This window comes from Paenibacillus sp. FSL H7-0737 (genome assembly GCF_000758545.1).
In the GTDB taxonomy this organism is placed as follows: Bacteria; Bacillota; Bacilli; order Paenibacillales; family Paenibacillaceae; genus Paenibacillus_AQ.
This window is the reverse complement of record NZ_CP009279.1, coordinates 4,452,415-4,467,285: the sequence shown is the minus strand read 5'-3', so window position 1 is coordinate 4,467,285 and position 14,871 is coordinate 4,452,415. Positions and strand designations below refer to the sequence as shown.

Here is a 14,871-nt window from a genome sequence, read left to right as displayed (position 1 = left end):
CCTCCCCACTATGGTTTTAATTGCTCTGGTTCACTTAAAAGATAGGAGGTTCCTCATCGAGCATTACTTTTGTGGTGACGGCAAGTAATTCTCTCAATTTATCCATTCGAAGATGGTAATATAATCGATGGTCGGTTCTTTTTAGTTCGATAAGATCTAAAAAGAATAGGAAGTTGGCATGATAAGTTACTGCCGCGGGCGTTATGCCAAGTGCTGATGCAATTTCTTGTCCATAGTGAGGGCGATTCCTTAAGAGCAGCAAGAAGTCTAAACGTCGTTTATCCGAGAATGCTTTTAAAAAAAGTTCAGTTTTCTCTCGATCAGCAGCTGGTCCGAATACATGATCATTAAAAATGCCGAATATAACCCAAGCGATACGGGAACTTCCTGCGTAAAAGAAGAGAACATGATTCCCAACTTGTGAGAAAAAGCTGACATGAAAAGTAGTGGGAACATCATAAACTGCAGGTTCATTTTTGTTGATATCACGAATGAATCTTTCAGGATTCGCTAGGAACAAACCTTCATAACGCTGAGAGGCTTGTTCAGACTCCCTTTTTAACTCCTCTTTCCAAAGTGAAAAGACATCCTTGTAGAACTGGTTTAAGAGCTGCATATAACGTAGCTTAGTTTCTTCGGGATAAGCAAGACACTCTAGTAATGGCCCCTGCGCTTCAATCACATCCAGCTGTGGTTTTGTTCTTGCCACAAGCTCAGCCATTAAGCGGGTATCCTTCTTGACGATTTCCCAATCGTTTCCTTCTAGCAACTCATCTAATTTATCGTAATACACACCATATACCATTTCAGCGACTACCTTTTCTGCAGGACTCTTTTCCAGTCGATTTATCCATGCTTCAGCTGTTTGTGGTTCTGGACAGGTGCAAATGGATTCATAGAAAGCAAAATCGAGTGCTTTATGAAAAAAGTTGTACTGGAAAAAAAACTGAAGTTCTCGGTAGGAGTGAGGTGACAACCGTGCTCGTGCATCTTTATGATAAGACAACACTTGTGGGTCCATTTCAAGTTTGTAATCCTCTGCTGCCTTAAGCAACTGCTCTTCACAAGCAATCATTCCCATAGAAACAATGAATTCCAAAGCTTCGTTGTACGCAAATTTTATGTTCGATAGTAAGGTATCTTTCATGTTATCTTCCATCATAACCTCCGATATTTATTGCTATAGAATTTAAATGTTGGGATAATACGAGTAATATTTAATAATTACTTAATGTTAAAATAAACCATTCGTTTTCTTTTGTAAAGGGATATTTTACAATTCGTACTAACTGCTGGGATTCGGTTGTCGTGCATGGTAAACTATGGATAAAAAATAGGAGGGGCTATGATGGAGCAAATCGTGTTCAAACAAATTGAATTTGTACGTAGTGTTACTGTTCGTGCAGTTGAAGAACTTTCCGAGGAACTACTAGATATCATTCCACAGGGCCTTAATAACAACATTAGATGGAACTTGGGACATATTTATTTGGTGCAAGAGAAGTTCGCTTTTCATTCCGCTAGGGAGCTTATGCAATTGCCGGAAAGCTTTGAACGATTATTTGCAAAAGGTACTAAACCTGCAGAGTGGAGCGAGAAACCACCAACACTTGAAGTGTTAATTAAGATGCTTTCGGAGCAACCCAAACGTATTCAGGAAGCAATGCACAATCGCTTAAGTGAGCAAGCAACACCGCTTACAACCGGAAGTGGATTAACCTTAAATACAATCGGAGAATTCATAAATTTCACGCTTTACCATGAAGGGATGCATTTTAATACAATCAAACTATTAAATCGATTTGCTGATAAAAGTCTTTAGAGATCTTTAGTAGATAAAAGTCTAAGGTCAAGGAGGTATTGGATGGAGGTTGGAAGAATTTTAGGTATTGCATATAATGTGATCCCAGTAAAAGACTTGGAGAAATCTGCAGCTTGGTTTGTGAAACATTTTGGTTTTAATATTAGGGATCGAAGAGAAGGCAATCTAAGCTTATTTAGAGAGAATAGACCGATCCTATGTTTAACACAAAGTGATCATGATTCAAGAGCTGTGTTCGAGGTAAGGGATAAGAAAAGATGGGTGATCACTTTCTTTACTAATGATGTCGTATCACTTCATAACAATTTGAGTTGTGAAGATGTGAAAGTCGGAAACATTAGTGACGAAGGTGAGTATGGTAAGTTTTTTGTATTTGAAGATCTGGATGGTAATTTATTTGATGTTTGGGAACACCATGATTGTGAACTGGTTTATTAGCCTCACTAAGGATATCGAGTTCAATCGATATCTTTTGTTATATATTGGAACGAAAAAAGATTTGTAATGAAAACGGTTTTATGATAATCTAATTAATGTAATACATGTAACCGGTTACACATTGGGGGATGAAATGAATCATGATGACGATTAAAGATGTTGCAAAAATAGCTGGAGTGTCGGTAGCAACCGTTTCTAGGGTGTTAAATGAATCTGGTTATGTGAATATCGATACTCGAAAAAAAGTTGAGGCAGCTATCAAAGAAATGAATTATACCCCTAATGAGGTTGCAAGGTCATTGTATAAACGGAAATCCAAATTAATAGGACTTCTATTGCCTGACATTACGAACCCATTCTTCCCGCAATTAGCACGTGGGATAGAAGATCGGATGCAGGAGCATGGTTATCGAATAATCTTTGGTAATAGTGATGAGAACGAGGAAAAGGAATTGGATTATATTCAAACCTTTATCCAAAATAATGTCATTGGCATGATCTCATCAACCAATTTTCCCGAGAAAGATATTTATTCTAATTTGAAAATTCCGGTTGTATTTCTTGACCGTACTTCTAATGACAGTCCCTCCGTATATGCAGATGGCAGAAAAGGCGGACGCCTTGCTGCTCAAGAAATCATTGCACGGGGAAGCACCAAAATTACAGTTATGCAAGGACCGGCGCATATTAAACCGGCGCAAGATCGATTTCAAGGTGCGATTGAAGTACTTGATGAAATGGGAATCACTTATCAAGTGATCCAGACTTCATCCTTCTCCCACACGGAAGCGGAACAATGGGCTGTAGAGTTGTTTGATAAATATATAGATACAGATGGTGTAATTGCCAGTAATGATATCGTGGCGACAGCTGTTATTCATGAAGCACATCGCTTAGGTAAAAGAGTGCCACAGGATCTCCAAATCATTGGATTCGATGATATCCCACTCAGCAGCTTGTTGTCGCCTTCGTTATCCACTATCCGTCAGCCTGCACATGACATGGGCCGTGAAGCAGCTGGTTTACTTATTAAGTTAATTGAGCAAGATAAAGTAGAAGATAAAATCATTCAATTACCCGTTAGCTTTGTGGAGCGGGAAACAACAAGAAGAAAAGAATAGATGACAACATAAGAAAGGTTGATGGACATGGCTAAAATTTGTGTAATCGGAAGTTGTTCAATGGATTTGGTGGTGACCTCATCCAAGCGACCTCACGCAGGGGAAACTGTTCTTGGAGAGAGCTTCGCTACCGTTCCAGGAGGCAAGGGAGCGAATCAGGCTGTAGCTGCTTCACGTTTGGGCGCAGAAGTTACGATGGTTGGTTGTGTAGGTGAAGATTTCTATGGTACGGAAATCATGGAGAATCTTAAGAGACATCGGGTTCTTACAACCAATGTGGAACCGGTTACACATATCGAAAGCGGGACAGCTCACATCATTTTAGCAGAAGGTGATAACAGCATTATCGTTGTAAAAGGAGCTAATGATTTAGTCACTCCTGAGTTGGTTGAGCGAGCACTGGATGCTATAAAAGGGTCTGATATGGTGCTAATCCAACAAGAGATACCCGAAGAAACGGTGTCTTATGTAAGTGAGCTTTGCCATAAATTCAATGTACCTATGCTGCTTAATCCAGCTCCTGCTCGTCCCATCAGTGACACGATTATAGAAAATGCCGCCTATCTGACACCGAACGAACATGAATGTACGATTTTATTCCCTGGGATGAGTACTACAGATGCTTTACGGAAGTATCCCAACAAGCTGTTTATAACAGAAGGAAGCAATGGCGTTCGATTTTACGATGGAGAACAAGAAATTCTGGTTCCTACTTACAAAGTGAACGCTATAGATACGACTGGAGCTGGAGATACTTTTAATGCGGCATTTGCAGTTGCTTTAGCTGAAGGCAGCTCCATTCTGGATAGTGTAAAGTTTGCCAATCGAGCAGCATCTTTATCCGTTACTAAATTTGGTGCTCAAGGTGGTATGCCAACAAGAGCAGAGGTGGAGGCGAATCTGTAATTATGAAGAAACACGGAGTATTAAATAGTCATATTTCTAAAGTGCTTGCGGACTTAGGTCACACCGATACGATTGTCATCGCAGATGTTGGGCTTCCTGTTCCACCGGGTATTCCGAAGATTGATTTGGCGGTTAAACTAGGGGTCCCTAGCTTCCAAGATATCGTTGATATGATTTCAGAGGATATGGTCATCGAAAAGGTGATCGTTGCAGAGGAATTAGAGACTGATAATAAAGTCACCTCTCAATACTTGAATAATAAATTTAAGGGAATACCGATAGAAGCGTATTCACATGAGCAATTTAAGCAGCTGACCCAGCAGGCTAAGGTTATTATTCGCACGGGTGAAGCAAAGCCATATGCAAATTGTATTTTACAAGCTGGGGTCTATTTTGGATAAAAAGGGGGTTCTAAGTGTATGCACATTACGATGAAAGATATTCATAAGTCTTTTGGCGCTAACCGTGTATTGACCGGTGTGGATTTTGAACTTAAGGATGGTGAAGTTCATGCCCTGATGGGTGAGAATGGTGCAGGTAAGTCTACGCTGATGAATATTCTGATCGGTCTGCACCAACGTGACCAAGGGACCATTCGTATAGATGATCAGGAGAAATACTTTACGAATCCCAAAGAGGCAGAACAATATGGAATCGCATTTATCCATCAGGAGCTGAATGTATGGCCAGATATGACGGTTCTGGATAATCTGTTCATTGGCAAGGAACGAACATCCAAATTCGGCCTGTTAAATAGGAAAGAGATGAAAGCGTTAGCAAATGAACAGTTTGCTAAGCTCTCTGTGACCATCCCTTTGAACCAAGAGACGGGGGAATGTTCAGTAGGTGAAAAACAGATGATTGAGATCGCTAAAGCGCTTATGACTCATGCGAAAGTTATTGTTATGGACGAACCTACCGCTGCATTAACCGAGAGAGAAATACAGAAACTATTTGAAGTCATTGCCTCGCTAAAGAAAGAAGGCGTCTCTATCGTCTATATTTCGCATCGGATGGAAGAAATTTTTACGATATGTGATCGAATCACCGTGATGCGAGACGGAAAAACCGTAGACACGAAGCCCATTCCTGAAACTAATTTTGACGATGTAGTTCGGAAGATGGTAGGTCGTGAATTAACGGACCGGTTCCCTGAGCGGACTTCTAAACCCGGAGAAGTGGTTCTTGAAGTTAAGAATGCTTCAAAGAAAGGGCAATTTAAAAATGCTAATTTCTCTGTGCGAGCTGGCGAAATCATAGGATTCTCTGGATTAATGGGATCTGGACGTACAGAGATGATGAGAACCTTATTTGGATTAGAATCATTAGACCAAGGTGAGATTTGGGTGAAGGGACAGAAGATTACCATTCGGAATCCCAATGACGCTATGCAAGCTGGAATCGGCTTTGTTACAGAAGACCGTAAAGATGAGGGGTTAATCCTAGATTTCTCTATTCGAGATAATATGGTACTGACGAATTTATACGACTTTGCCCCTAAGGGTGTAATTAATGCTAAGAAGGAACAAGAATTCGTGGACATGCTTATTAAACGGCTACACATTAAGACACAATCATCATCCACTTTGGTCCGGAATTTATCTGGGGGTAATCAACAAAAAGTAGTTATCGCCAAATGGATTGGTATTGGCCTCAGTGTTCTTATCCTTGATGAGCCTACACGCGGCGTCGATGTTGGGGCAAAACGGGAAATTTATCAGCTTATGAACGAATTAACTGAACGAGGTGTCGCCATTATTATGGTATCCTCAGAACTTCCTGAAGTCTTAGGGATGAGTGACCGCATCGTAGTTGTTCATGAAGGGGAAATTAGTGGAGAACTTTCACAACAAGAAGCTACGCAAGAAAAAATCATGACGTTAGCTACAGGGGGGCAATAGTAATGACTACTATCAAAGATGAGAGTGTAAAGAAAGGTTTCCAAATTGGGCAAATCACGCAGAAATTAGGGCCATTACTAGGGCTAATCATTCTAATTATTATCGTAACCGTGCTGAACCCAAGCTTTATGGAACCCCTTAATATACTGAACTTGCTTAGACAAGTCGCAATTAATGCGCTTATCGCTTTTGGGATGACCTTTGTTATTCTAACGGGTGGTATCGATTTATCAGTAGGGTCTATTCTAGCTTTATCCAGTGCCTTCACAGCCAACTTGATGTTGTCAGGCTGGGATCCAATCTTAGCTATTGTTGTGGGTTGTTTAGCGGGTGGACTGATGGGGATGGTCAACGGACTGATGATTACGAAAGGCAGAATGGCACCTTTTATTGCTACACTGGCGACCATGACTATTTTCCGCGGATTAACGCTTGTATACACGGACGGTAATCCGATCACAGGTCTTGGTGACAGCATGACGTTCCAATTGTTTGGTCGTGGATATTTACTAGGAATACCTGTACCTGCTATCACGATGATTATCGTATTCGCTGTGTTGTGGATTGTACTGCATAAAACGCCATTTGGCCGTAAAACGTATGCTATTGGGGGTAATGAGAAAGCTTCCATTATTTCAGGGATCAAAGTAGACCGCATCAAAATAATGATCTATTCCTTAACGGGTATGTTATCAGCATTGGCTGGCGCCATCTTGACCTCTAGATTGAACTCAGCGCAACCAACAGCAGGTACATCCTATGAGTTGGATGCGATCGCGGCAGTAGTATTAGGGGGGACGAGCTTAACAGGTGGCCGTGGACGTATCGTAGGCACATTAATTGGTGCTCTTATTATCGGGATTCTGAACAATGGCTTGAACTTGCTCGGTGTATCATCATTTTACCAAATGGTAGTAAAAGGGATCGTTATTGCGATTGCTGTACTCATAGACCGTAAGAAAGCCGTATAAGGGGGATTCCACATGAAAAAGCTCACATTAATTTTTACTTCCTTACTCTTGATTCTTATGACGGGCTGTTCCTTAGAGCCTCCAGAGTGGGCAAAGCCGAACAGCGGCGGGGGCCCAGGGAATTTGAAGATTGGATTATCCATATCTACCTTGAACAATCCGTTCTTTGTATCTGTTAAAGATGGAGTTTTGGCAGAAGCTAAGAAGCTTGGTATGGAGGTTCTCGTTATCGATGCGCAGAATGATTCAGCCAAGCAAAGTAATGACGTTGAAGATTTAATGCAAAAAGGTGTAAATGCGCTGTTAATCAATCCAGTAGACTCTTCAGCGATCTCGACGGTTGTTCAGACAGCTAACAGTCTAGATATTCCAGTCGTTACTTTGGACCGTTCTGCAGATAAGGGAGACATTAAAGCCCTTGTTGCCTCTGATAATGTAAAAGGTGGATCAATGGCAGCTGAATATATTGTAGAGCAACTTGGAAAAGGTGCAAAGGTTATAGAACTAGAAGGATCACCGGGAGCATCAGCTACCCGTGAACGCGGGAAAGGATTCCATGAAATTGCCGACACGCAGCTTGAGGTGATTGCGAAGCAAACTGCTGATTTTGACCGTACGAAAGGGTTGACCGTTATGGAGAACCTTCTCCAAGGAAATCCAGATGTACAAGCGGTTTTCGCTCATAATGATGAAATGGCTCTTGGTGCTATAGAAGCGATTCAGAGTTCAGGTAAGAATATTCCTGTCATCGGTTTTGATGGAAATGAAGATGCACTTAAATCCATTGAGGCGGGTAAACTCACAGGAACCGTTGCTCAGCAGCCTGCATTAATTGGGCAGTTAGCGATTCAAGCAGCGAAAGACGTATTAGATGGCAAGACGGTTGAGAAACTGATTGCCGCACCTCTAAAACTGGTCGTAAAAGAATAAGTAAATGACTATAGAAAAACACTGCATTCGCCGATTTGGTGAGTGCAGTGTTTTTGATATATATAAGCTTATTTTTCCTCAATTACTCTATCCGGTAACTGTGTTACATAACTATCTGATAGATGGAGAAGCTCTAAAGCACGATCGAACTCATCCTCGGTCGTTTGTTGCGTGTGGTTACCATCGCCAGATAAGGTATAATGCTGACCATCCTCGAAGCCACTGCCAGATAGGAAGAGCTCTTCATTATTTACGAACGATCCTGTAGGCAAATAATAGCGCTGAGGAAGTAGGTTATAAGTCGATTGATTCAATAAATCTTGTCCGAAATGAATATGATCCGCAAGAGAAACACCCAATAAATTAGATACAGTAGGCAAAATATCCACTTGACCGCCCAACTGTTCTTTTACACTTGGCGTTGTAATCCCTGTCGCTGATAGGATCAATGGAATATTAATTAATTCGCGTTCCGTATATTCATGACCAAGGATTTCCTGTAATAAGACATGATCGTCCTCTTTTAGAGAGAAGATAGGAAGTCCGCGGTGATCTCCGTACAATGCAATCAAGCTGTTATCCCATACCCCATTTTGTTTGAGCTCATCAATAAAAAGTCCCAGTGCATAGTCAGCATAATTTTGAGCACGAATATAATCTCCGACTAATGTTCCTTCGAATCGTTCTGGAAGGGCCATTTTGTATTTATCCTCAGGGATCGAGAACGGATTATGTGCTGACATCGAAATAACATGGGAGTAGAAAGGCTGATCCTTCTGATCCATCCTTGCTAGCTCTGCAGCTGTTTTCTCATACAACACCTCATCAGAAGCTCCGTAAAATACCGTGTCCTCTTCACCATAATATTCCTTATCGTAATATCGATTAAATCCTAAGGCAGTATAAAGTTCGCCACGGTTCCAAAAGTCGACTTCATTGGTATGGAATGTTGCCGTATCATAACCTTGCGCTTGAAGCAGCTTAGGTAAGCTTGGAAGCTCTTTTGGCGCATACATTTGAGTGGCTGGACCATCAGGTGGAACATAGAAAGAAGTATTTACAATGAATTCGGCGTCAGAAGTATTTCCTTGTCCAACCTGCTGGTAGAAACGCGGAAAGTAATAACTGCTAGCCGCAAGCTTATTCATATTCGGCGTAATTTCTACTCCATCAATCTTTAGATTGATTAAGAAGTTCTGGAAAGACTCCATCTGAAGAATGACCAGGTTCTTTCCTTTGGCGGCTCCAAATTGAACCGGATTTGAGGTTGCTTGAATTCCTTTGGTCTCGTTAATCGCTGCTTGTGTAATCTTAGCGACGTCGATTTGTTCTTCTTCTTGATTGGCTAATAGAGAGTAAGCTTCATAATTGAGAATGCCCATTTGCTCGGCTTTAACGGTTTCGTTCATACTGGCTCGGTTTGGAAAAATATTCATTGCGCAAATGACGATGGAAACACAGAATAAGATCGCAACCGCTTTCCGGTTACTTTTACGCGACATGGCTTTTTTCCAATTAAGTGCCTTCTGTTTTCTCAACATGACCAAACCAATGACAATGATATCCACAAAAATAAGCATATATTGCGGACGCATGACCGAGAAAATACTTTTCTTAACGGCTCCAACTTGCTTGACCTGATCTAATACTTGTGAAGTAGCAATAATGCCAAAATGATTATGATATACAATGAGTGAGAAAAATAGTGTAGTGATCAACACATTGACCAGCATGTAGATGGCAATTTTTCGTTTCGTTGCGAACCATTCAATCAAGCAAAAGACTAGAAGCACAAAAGGGATTTCTTTAAGCCATGTGGTCCACGTAGGCCCATCTTCAAAGAGAAAATACCAAGCAAAATAACTTTTAACTAGCATAATGAGAGAGAAAAAAAATAGGGATCTTTTACTGAGTGTACGAGGTTCTTTAAACGGCATCTCTTATGCCCATCCTTTTCTTTTAGATTAGTTCATTCTATTACTTGAAGTGTTTAAAATCAACTAGATTGGGGTATAGTAGAGACTTATTTTCCTTAATATTACATTTAGGTGAATGAAACCATACATAGTATATAAAAATTATTTTATGGGAAATGAACTTTTTAAGTTACTCCTAACTCTTATAGGGGAGAGAGGTGAAGGCATGGATGTTGCTCGTTGGGTGAAAAAAGCCAAAAAGGGGAATAAAGAAGCATTGCTCCACTTAATCATGTCTGAAAAAGACGTTTATTATAGGCTAGCGTTCAGCTATATGGGGAATGCGCATGATGCCATGGATGCCATGGACGAAATGATCGTCACACTTTATGAAAAGATCGGTCAACTAAAGAAAGAGGAAGCATTTTATAGCTGGAGTAAGACGATTTTGGTGAATGGCTGTAAACGACTCCTTCATAAGCGCGGCAAGCTGGTGCTGTTAGAGGATTGGAGTAAGGTTGACGATAGGGAAATAAGCCAAGTAGTGAGTAGTAATGATCCTTATCGCAGAAGTGAGCAGCAAATGGATATGGAGACCTTGTTGTTACAAGTAAATGAACATCAGAGAGAAGCGATTCAATTAAAGTATTTTCATGATCTCGATTATCAAACGATAGCTGACATTACAAAGGTTTCGATAGGAACGGTTAAATCAAGAATTTACCATGGATTACAAACGCTCAAAAATCAGTACAGAGGTGATGTTGATGAACAATAATGTCGAGCAACAATTGGCTGATGAGAAGACGCGCATAGCATCCATTACCGCACCTGAAGAATTAGAAATGAGATTAAGAAAGGCTTTGAATTCGGCTCCCGCAAAAAGAACGAAAAGAATAGCACCGATTTGGAAGGTTGCGGCGGTTGTTTTATTGGTGACAGTGATCTCTGGACAAAACTACAATGCTTTTGCTTATTTTGGCAAACAGCTTTTTGGCTTTGATGAATTGCTTAATGGCACAACTTTACAACAGCTAAATGAAAAAGGGTTGGGACAAAACATCAACAAGAAAACTACGTTACTAGACGGAACAACTCTTACCATTAACGGAATTATGGCGGACGCCAATCAATTCATTATGTATTACACCTTAACTAACCCAAATGGACTAGAGGATATGTCTGTAGACGCTTTTAGACCCTCAAAAATAAGTGGTTTTTTAACCGATTCTAACGCAGTAAGTGGTACATCATTAATCAATGAAGAGCATACGGAGATTAAAGGACAGATGTCGTTTGACAGCGTAAATCCATTTTCAAAAAAACTAACGTTACACTTTTGGCAGCAGCTAGTAGAGAACGGCCAGATGAGCGAAGGAACAGTTACGTTCCCTTATAACCCTAATGAGGCCATGGAAACTCAGATTAAACAATCGATTAACAAGAAGGTTAAAGTCGACAAAGGGATGATTACCTTCAAATCAATTACAGCTACACCAATGATGACTGTAGTAAAAGGGAAGCTGGATGTCGATAATTTTGATCGAGTGAAGCTTGGATTATATGGGATACAATTAATTGTCGATGGAACACCTGTAGAGATCCTGGGTAGTGGTAATCAAACCTCATTAGGTGGAAGAACATTTGATATTCGCTTCGACACATTGCCTAAGGAGCTACATTCCATGCAGCTAGTCGTTAAAGAGTTTCCTGGATATCAAAAGCTGGACGAAAAGTATTCCCTGACTTCCCTTAGTGATAAGCCATTGATGTTGGGTGATAAAGAATTATGGTTAAAGGATGTCTCCAAAACCTCTCAAGGCATCGAAATAACAATCGCTTCTGACGATGATGTAATGCTGGATGGTGTGTCTATAGAGACGAACAACGAGAGTACACCTTTAAAAACAACGATCAATCAAAAAGAGACAAAGCAAGTGGACGGTAAACTAATGAAAGAACGAACTTTATTATTTGATACACAAGCAGAGCCTGGGTCACTACTAATAGAAGGAATACACTATTTGAAGGCATACAATAAGGTGATTGAGATTCCAGTAAAGTGAAGAAAAGTGCAATATCCATTTTTTATAACATATGGTAATCTATATGGACGTGAGAAAAGGAGGGGCACATGGATAATACAGAGGTTTATAGAGTGAGGCGTCCGTCGTTAATACCACTTCTGGTGTATATCAGTCTGCTAATGGGGATTCAATTATTTCAAATTTATAATCTAAACTATCGCTATACAAGTAGTGACAACTTAGTGCTATCTTGTTTACTTTATGGTCAGGCTATTTTGTGTTTCATTGTTGCAATTGTTTTAGTCTACAGGATATTTACGATCAGAAGGGTTGTTGAAATTCAGATTCAACCGGAATCTATATTAATAGAAGATCTAAGAATAGAAGCAGATCGGATTAATGATATTTATATAAAAGGATATTTTAGTCCTGTAGTTGGGATTAGACCTAAAGTGAATAAATTTGTTCCTTATAAATTATGTTTTAATTTTCTGTCACAAAAAGATGAAGATGAAGTGATGAAACAGTTAAAGGCTTGGGCCGAACGAAATCAGATCAATGTATCTCATAAAAGTTTTTCGAGATGGCTCTAAGCTCCTCAAAATTAATATACGAAATGAAAGACACTGACTCCTTGTTGGTGTCTTTTTTTTGATTAAATCGTTATGTCATATGACATGTAACGAAGCTAATTGGTGACAGAACGTTTCTAGCTAGAATGACAATCCGTTTGTGATACTCAGAACAGGTTTACTATTTACAACTAACCCTATAGAGGAGAATGGATTATGAAGAAAAAGACACGCAAGCTTAGCGTCATCGCACTATTATTATCAACAGCTGTATTTACAGCATGTTCAGCACCAGTCTCCACTAACGCAACCAGTTCGAAAGGATCTTTTAATGGAAAAGAAATCGAGGCTTTCGCGGACCCTATATTTGCGCAGAAAATGAAGGAATACAATGTGAACGGATCCAATTTTGTAGTGGTTAAAGACGGAAAGGTGCTCGTGAATAAAGGGTACGGATATGCGGACAAAGAAAAGAAAACCCTTGTCGATAAGAATACCGTCTTTCAGATCGCATCCGTGTCGAAGACATTTACCGCTCTAGCAGCTTTGCAGCTAGTGGAACAAGGAAAGATGAATCTTGATCACGATATCAATGCGTATCTTGGCGGAATGAAAGTACCAAATGAAACGGAAACTCCGTTAACCTTAAGAAATATGTTATCTTACACAACGGGCTTTGATTACCCGGATAAAGCTAACTTTGTTGCACCGGAATATGTAGATCAGGACATCCCCATGAAAAAGTTTATGACGGAGCATATGCCGACTGTCGTTCGGACGCCGGGTGAAGCGTATACCTATGATAATTTTGCCTTTTTACTTGCGGGTTATGCGATTGAGAACGTAAGTGGTACCCCGTTTTATAAGTATATGGAGAACCATGTGTTCAAACCGTTAGGAATGAACTCTACTAGTGCTCGATTTACCCCAGAGCTTTTAGCTAGAATGGCCACGCATTATGGACCAGATGGTAAACCTCATCCAACCTTTGGGCATGCGCCTACCGATGGGCCACAGGGCAGCATCCTTTCCACAGGAGAAGATATGGCTAAATATTTAACTCTTTTTCAACAACAAGGTAGCGTGAATGGGAAGCAAATCATTAGTAAAGAAACCACGAAGATGATGCAAACGTACTCTGTATTTGCGAATGAATCGCTTCCGATGACGACGGTTGGAGGATTTGAAGGGTATCGTAATGATCTGATGAATGGCTATCATGTGGTTCTCAAAGGTGGGAATATGCCTGGTCATCAATCACTGATCGTATTATTGCCAGAGGAGAATACCGCTTTCTACATGTCCTATAACAATGACACAATGATGAGCTTAGACATTTATGAAGCCTTGATGGATCACTATTTTCCTGAAAAGAAAGCACCAGAGGCGCCAACGTATCTCCCATTACCTGCATCAGAAGCTACTAAATATACTGGAACTTATTTGAACACCAGATTCTATTTCTTGAAATCGAACTTCACCTATGCAGATGGCAATCTGATTATGGAGACTGGAACAAGCGGTACACATACGTTACGAATGATTAATCCGCTATTGTTCGAAGATGAATTAGGTAACAAATTGGCCTTTAAAAAAGATCATAAAGATCAGATCGAATACTTTTATTATACGAATCCTAATAGCCCAGACTTTGTTTCAGATGCTCGTAAGGTTCACACGAAGCCAGCATTCGCTGATGTATCTGAGGAGAGCCCTTATAAATCTTACATCGACAACCTGTATTCGCTTGATGTGATAAGTGCTAAATCTGGCAACAATTTCGAATCACAGGGAACGATGACGCAAGGTGAGTTTATGGATGCTCTAATTCTTGCTCATGGTTGGTACGGCTTTCCTCATTTAATTGAGGGGAATAAAGAATTAACGAAAAAAGGTATCCCTGGTTTTGATCGTAATGCTGTTATTACAAGACAAGTAGCAGCCGTTATGATTCAAAATCTAAAACAAGCTAAGCAAGCTTCAGAGATTACGCTTAAAGGTGACACAGACTCATGGGCCACTGATTCGATCATAGCATTAGTGTCACAAGGCATTGTAGATCCTGATACAAAAGTGAATGATGACGGGACTGTCGATTTTCGTTCTAAAAAGCCTTTGCTTCGCCAAGAAGCGAGTGCATTACTTGATCTTGCTTTTGGATACTATACGTTGCCAATCAAACACTAAGAATTGGACACCTCAGAGAGACTCTTTGGGGTGTTTTTTTTAATGATAGGTTTAAGAGCTAAATGAAATTATCGGTAGTA

General features: G+C 40.3%; 14 protein-coding genes. 12 read left to right on the top strand and 2 right to left on the bottom strand.

Annotated features, from left to right (window positions below):
- Positions 1 to 34 precede the first annotated feature (34 nt).
- Positions 35 to 1,162: a helix-turn-helix domain-containing protein gene (locus tag H70737_RS19575; protein WP_156113153.1), complete on the bottom strand. Its 1,128-nt coding sequence runs from the start codon at positions 1,160 to 1,162 to the stop codon at positions 35 to 37.
- A gap of 183 nt (positions 1,163 to 1,345) precedes the next feature.
- On the opposite strand from H70737_RS19575, the gene H70737_RS19570 reads away from it, so the two are divergent.
- The 8 genes from H70737_RS19570 (at position 1,346) to rbsB (ending at position 8,089) form a co-directional block, all read left to right on the top strand.
- On the top strand, positions 1,346 to 1,822 hold the full coding sequence (locus H70737_RS19570) for a DinB family protein (protein ID WP_231573313.1): 477 nt from the start codon (positions 1,346 to 1,348) through the stop codon (positions 1,820 to 1,822).
- Positions 1,823 to 1,864: 42 nt separating this feature from the next.
- Positions 1,865 to 2,260, top strand: a complete 396-nt coding sequence (locus H70737_RS19565) for a VOC family protein (protein WP_042189851.1) — start codon at positions 1,865 to 1,867, stop codon at positions 2,258 to 2,260.
- Between the two features lie 140 nt (positions 2,261 to 2,400).
- Entirely contained in the window at positions 2,401 to 3,381 is a 981-nt protein-coding gene (locus tag H70737_RS19560) for a LacI family DNA-binding transcriptional regulator (RefSeq protein WP_042189849.1), read from the top strand.
- A 27-nt stretch (positions 3,382 to 3,408) separates the two neighbouring features.
- On the top strand, positions 3,409 to 4,287 hold the full coding sequence (rbsK, locus tag H70737_RS19555; protein WP_042189847.1) for a ribokinase: 879 nt from the start codon (positions 3,409 to 3,411) through the stop codon (positions 4,285 to 4,287).
- Positions 4,288 to 4,289: 2 nt separating this feature from the next.
- On the top strand, positions 4,290 to 4,688 hold the full coding sequence (gene rbsD / locus H70737_RS19550) for a D-ribose pyranase (RefSeq protein ID WP_042189845.1): 399 nt from the start codon (positions 4,290 to 4,292) through the stop codon (positions 4,686 to 4,688).
- 18 nt (positions 4,689 to 4,706) lie between these two features.
- Entirely contained in the window at positions 4,707 to 6,188 is a 1,482-nt protein-coding gene (locus H70737_RS19545; RefSeq protein ID WP_042189843.1) for a sugar ABC transporter ATP-binding protein, read from the top strand.
- Between the two features lie 2 nt (positions 6,189 to 6,190).
- Positions 6,191 to 7,159 (top strand): ABC transporter permease subunit, encoded by a 969-nt coding sequence (locus H70737_RS19540; RefSeq protein WP_042189841.1) that lies wholly within the window; start codon positions 6,191 to 6,193, stop codon positions 7,157 to 7,159.
- Positions 7,160 to 7,171: 12 nt separating this feature from the next.
- Entirely contained in the window at positions 7,172 to 8,089 is a 918-nt protein-coding gene (gene rbsB, locus H70737_RS19535; protein WP_042189839.1) for a ribose ABC transporter substrate-binding protein RbsB, read from the top strand.
- Positions 8,090 to 8,157: 68 nt separating this feature from the next.
- Here the strand turns inward: rbsB and H70737_RS19530 are convergent, their stop codons facing one another.
- Complete coding sequence (locus tag H70737_RS19530) at positions 8,158 to 10,026, bottom strand: LTA synthase family protein (RefSeq protein ID WP_042189837.1); 1,869 nt, start codon at positions 10,024 to 10,026, stop codon at positions 8,158 to 8,160.
- Between the two features lie 205 nt (positions 10,027 to 10,231).
- Here H70737_RS19530 and H70737_RS19525 point away from each other — a divergent pair, with 205 nt between their 5' ends.
- From H70737_RS19525 to H70737_RS19510, 4 genes are all read left to right on the top strand, one after another.
- Positions 10,232 to 10,783 carry a sigma-70 family RNA polymerase sigma factor gene (locus H70737_RS19525; RefSeq protein ID WP_042194215.1) on the top strand — a complete coding sequence of 184 codons (552 nt, stop codon included), beginning with the start codon at positions 10,232 to 10,234 and terminating at the stop codon, positions 10,781 to 10,783.
- Entirely contained in the window at positions 10,773 to 12,071 is a 1,299-nt protein-coding gene (locus tag H70737_RS19520; RefSeq protein ID WP_052404352.1) for a DUF4179 domain-containing protein, read from the top strand. The genes H70737_RS19525 and H70737_RS19520 overlap by 11 nt, the downstream gene beginning before the upstream one ends.
- A 68-nt stretch (positions 12,072 to 12,139) precedes the next feature.
- Positions 12,140 to 12,625 (top strand): hypothetical protein, encoded by a 486-nt coding sequence (locus H70737_RS19515; protein ID WP_042189833.1) that lies wholly within the window; start codon positions 12,140 to 12,142, stop codon positions 12,623 to 12,625.
- Between the two features lie 195 nt (positions 12,626 to 12,820).
- On the top strand, positions 12,821 to 14,791 hold the full coding sequence (locus H70737_RS19510; protein WP_042189831.1) for a serine hydrolase domain-containing protein: 1,971 nt from the start codon (positions 12,821 to 12,823) through the stop codon (positions 14,789 to 14,791).
- Positions 14,792 to 14,871: the final 80 nt, after the last annotated feature.

Bases quoted from the DNA above. Each gene is read 5' to 3' on its own strand.
- H70737_RS19560 (WP_042189849.1), top strand. From the start codon at position 2,401: ATGATGACGATTAAAGATGTTGCAAAAATAGCTGGAGTGTCGGTAGCA.
- rbsD (WP_042189845.1), top strand. From the start codon at position 4,290: ATGAAGAAACACGGAGTATTAAATAGTCATATTTCTAAAGTGCTTGCG.
- H70737_RS19545 (WP_042189843.1), top strand. From the start codon at position 4,707: ATGCACATTACGATGAAAGATATTCATAAGTCTTTTGGCGCTAACCGT.
- H70737_RS19525 (WP_042194215.1), top strand. From the start codon at position 10,232: ATGGATGTTGCTCGTTGGGTGAAAAAAGCCAAAAAGGGGAATAAAGAA.
- H70737_RS19565 (WP_042189851.1), top strand. From the start codon at position 1,865: ATGGAGGTTGGAAGAATTTTAGGTATTGCATATAATGTGATCCCAGTA.
- H70737_RS19540 (WP_042189841.1), top strand. From the start codon at position 6,191: ATGACTACTATCAAAGATGAGAGTGTAAAGAAAGGTTTCCAAATTGGG.
- H70737_RS19510 (WP_042189831.1), top strand. From the start codon at position 12,821: ATGAAGAAAAAGACACGCAAGCTTAGCGTCATCGCACTATTATTATCA.
- H70737_RS19520 (WP_052404352.1), top strand. From the start codon at position 10,773: ATGAACAATAATGTCGAGCAACAATTGGCTGATGAGAAGACGCGCATA.
- H70737_RS19575 (WP_156113153.1), bottom strand. From the start codon at position 1,162: ATGATGGAAGATAACATGAAAGATACCTTACTATCGAACATAAAATTT.
- H70737_RS19515 (WP_042189833.1), top strand. From the start codon at position 12,140: ATGGATAATACAGAGGTTTATAGAGTGAGGCGTCCGTCGTTAATACCA.
- H70737_RS19530 (WP_042189837.1), bottom strand. From the start codon at position 10,026: ATGCCGTTTAAAGAACCTCGTACACTCAGTAAAAGATCCCTATTTTTT.
- H70737_RS19570 (WP_231573313.1), top strand. From the start codon at position 1,346: ATGATGGAGCAAATCGTGTTCAAACAAATTGAATTTGTACGTAGTGTT.
- rbsB (WP_042189839.1), top strand. From the start codon at position 7,172: ATGAAAAAGCTCACATTAATTTTTACTTCCTTACTCTTGATTCTTATG.
- rbsK (WP_042189847.1), top strand. From the start codon at position 3,409: ATGGCTAAAATTTGTGTAATCGGAAGTTGTTCAATGGATTTGGTGGTG.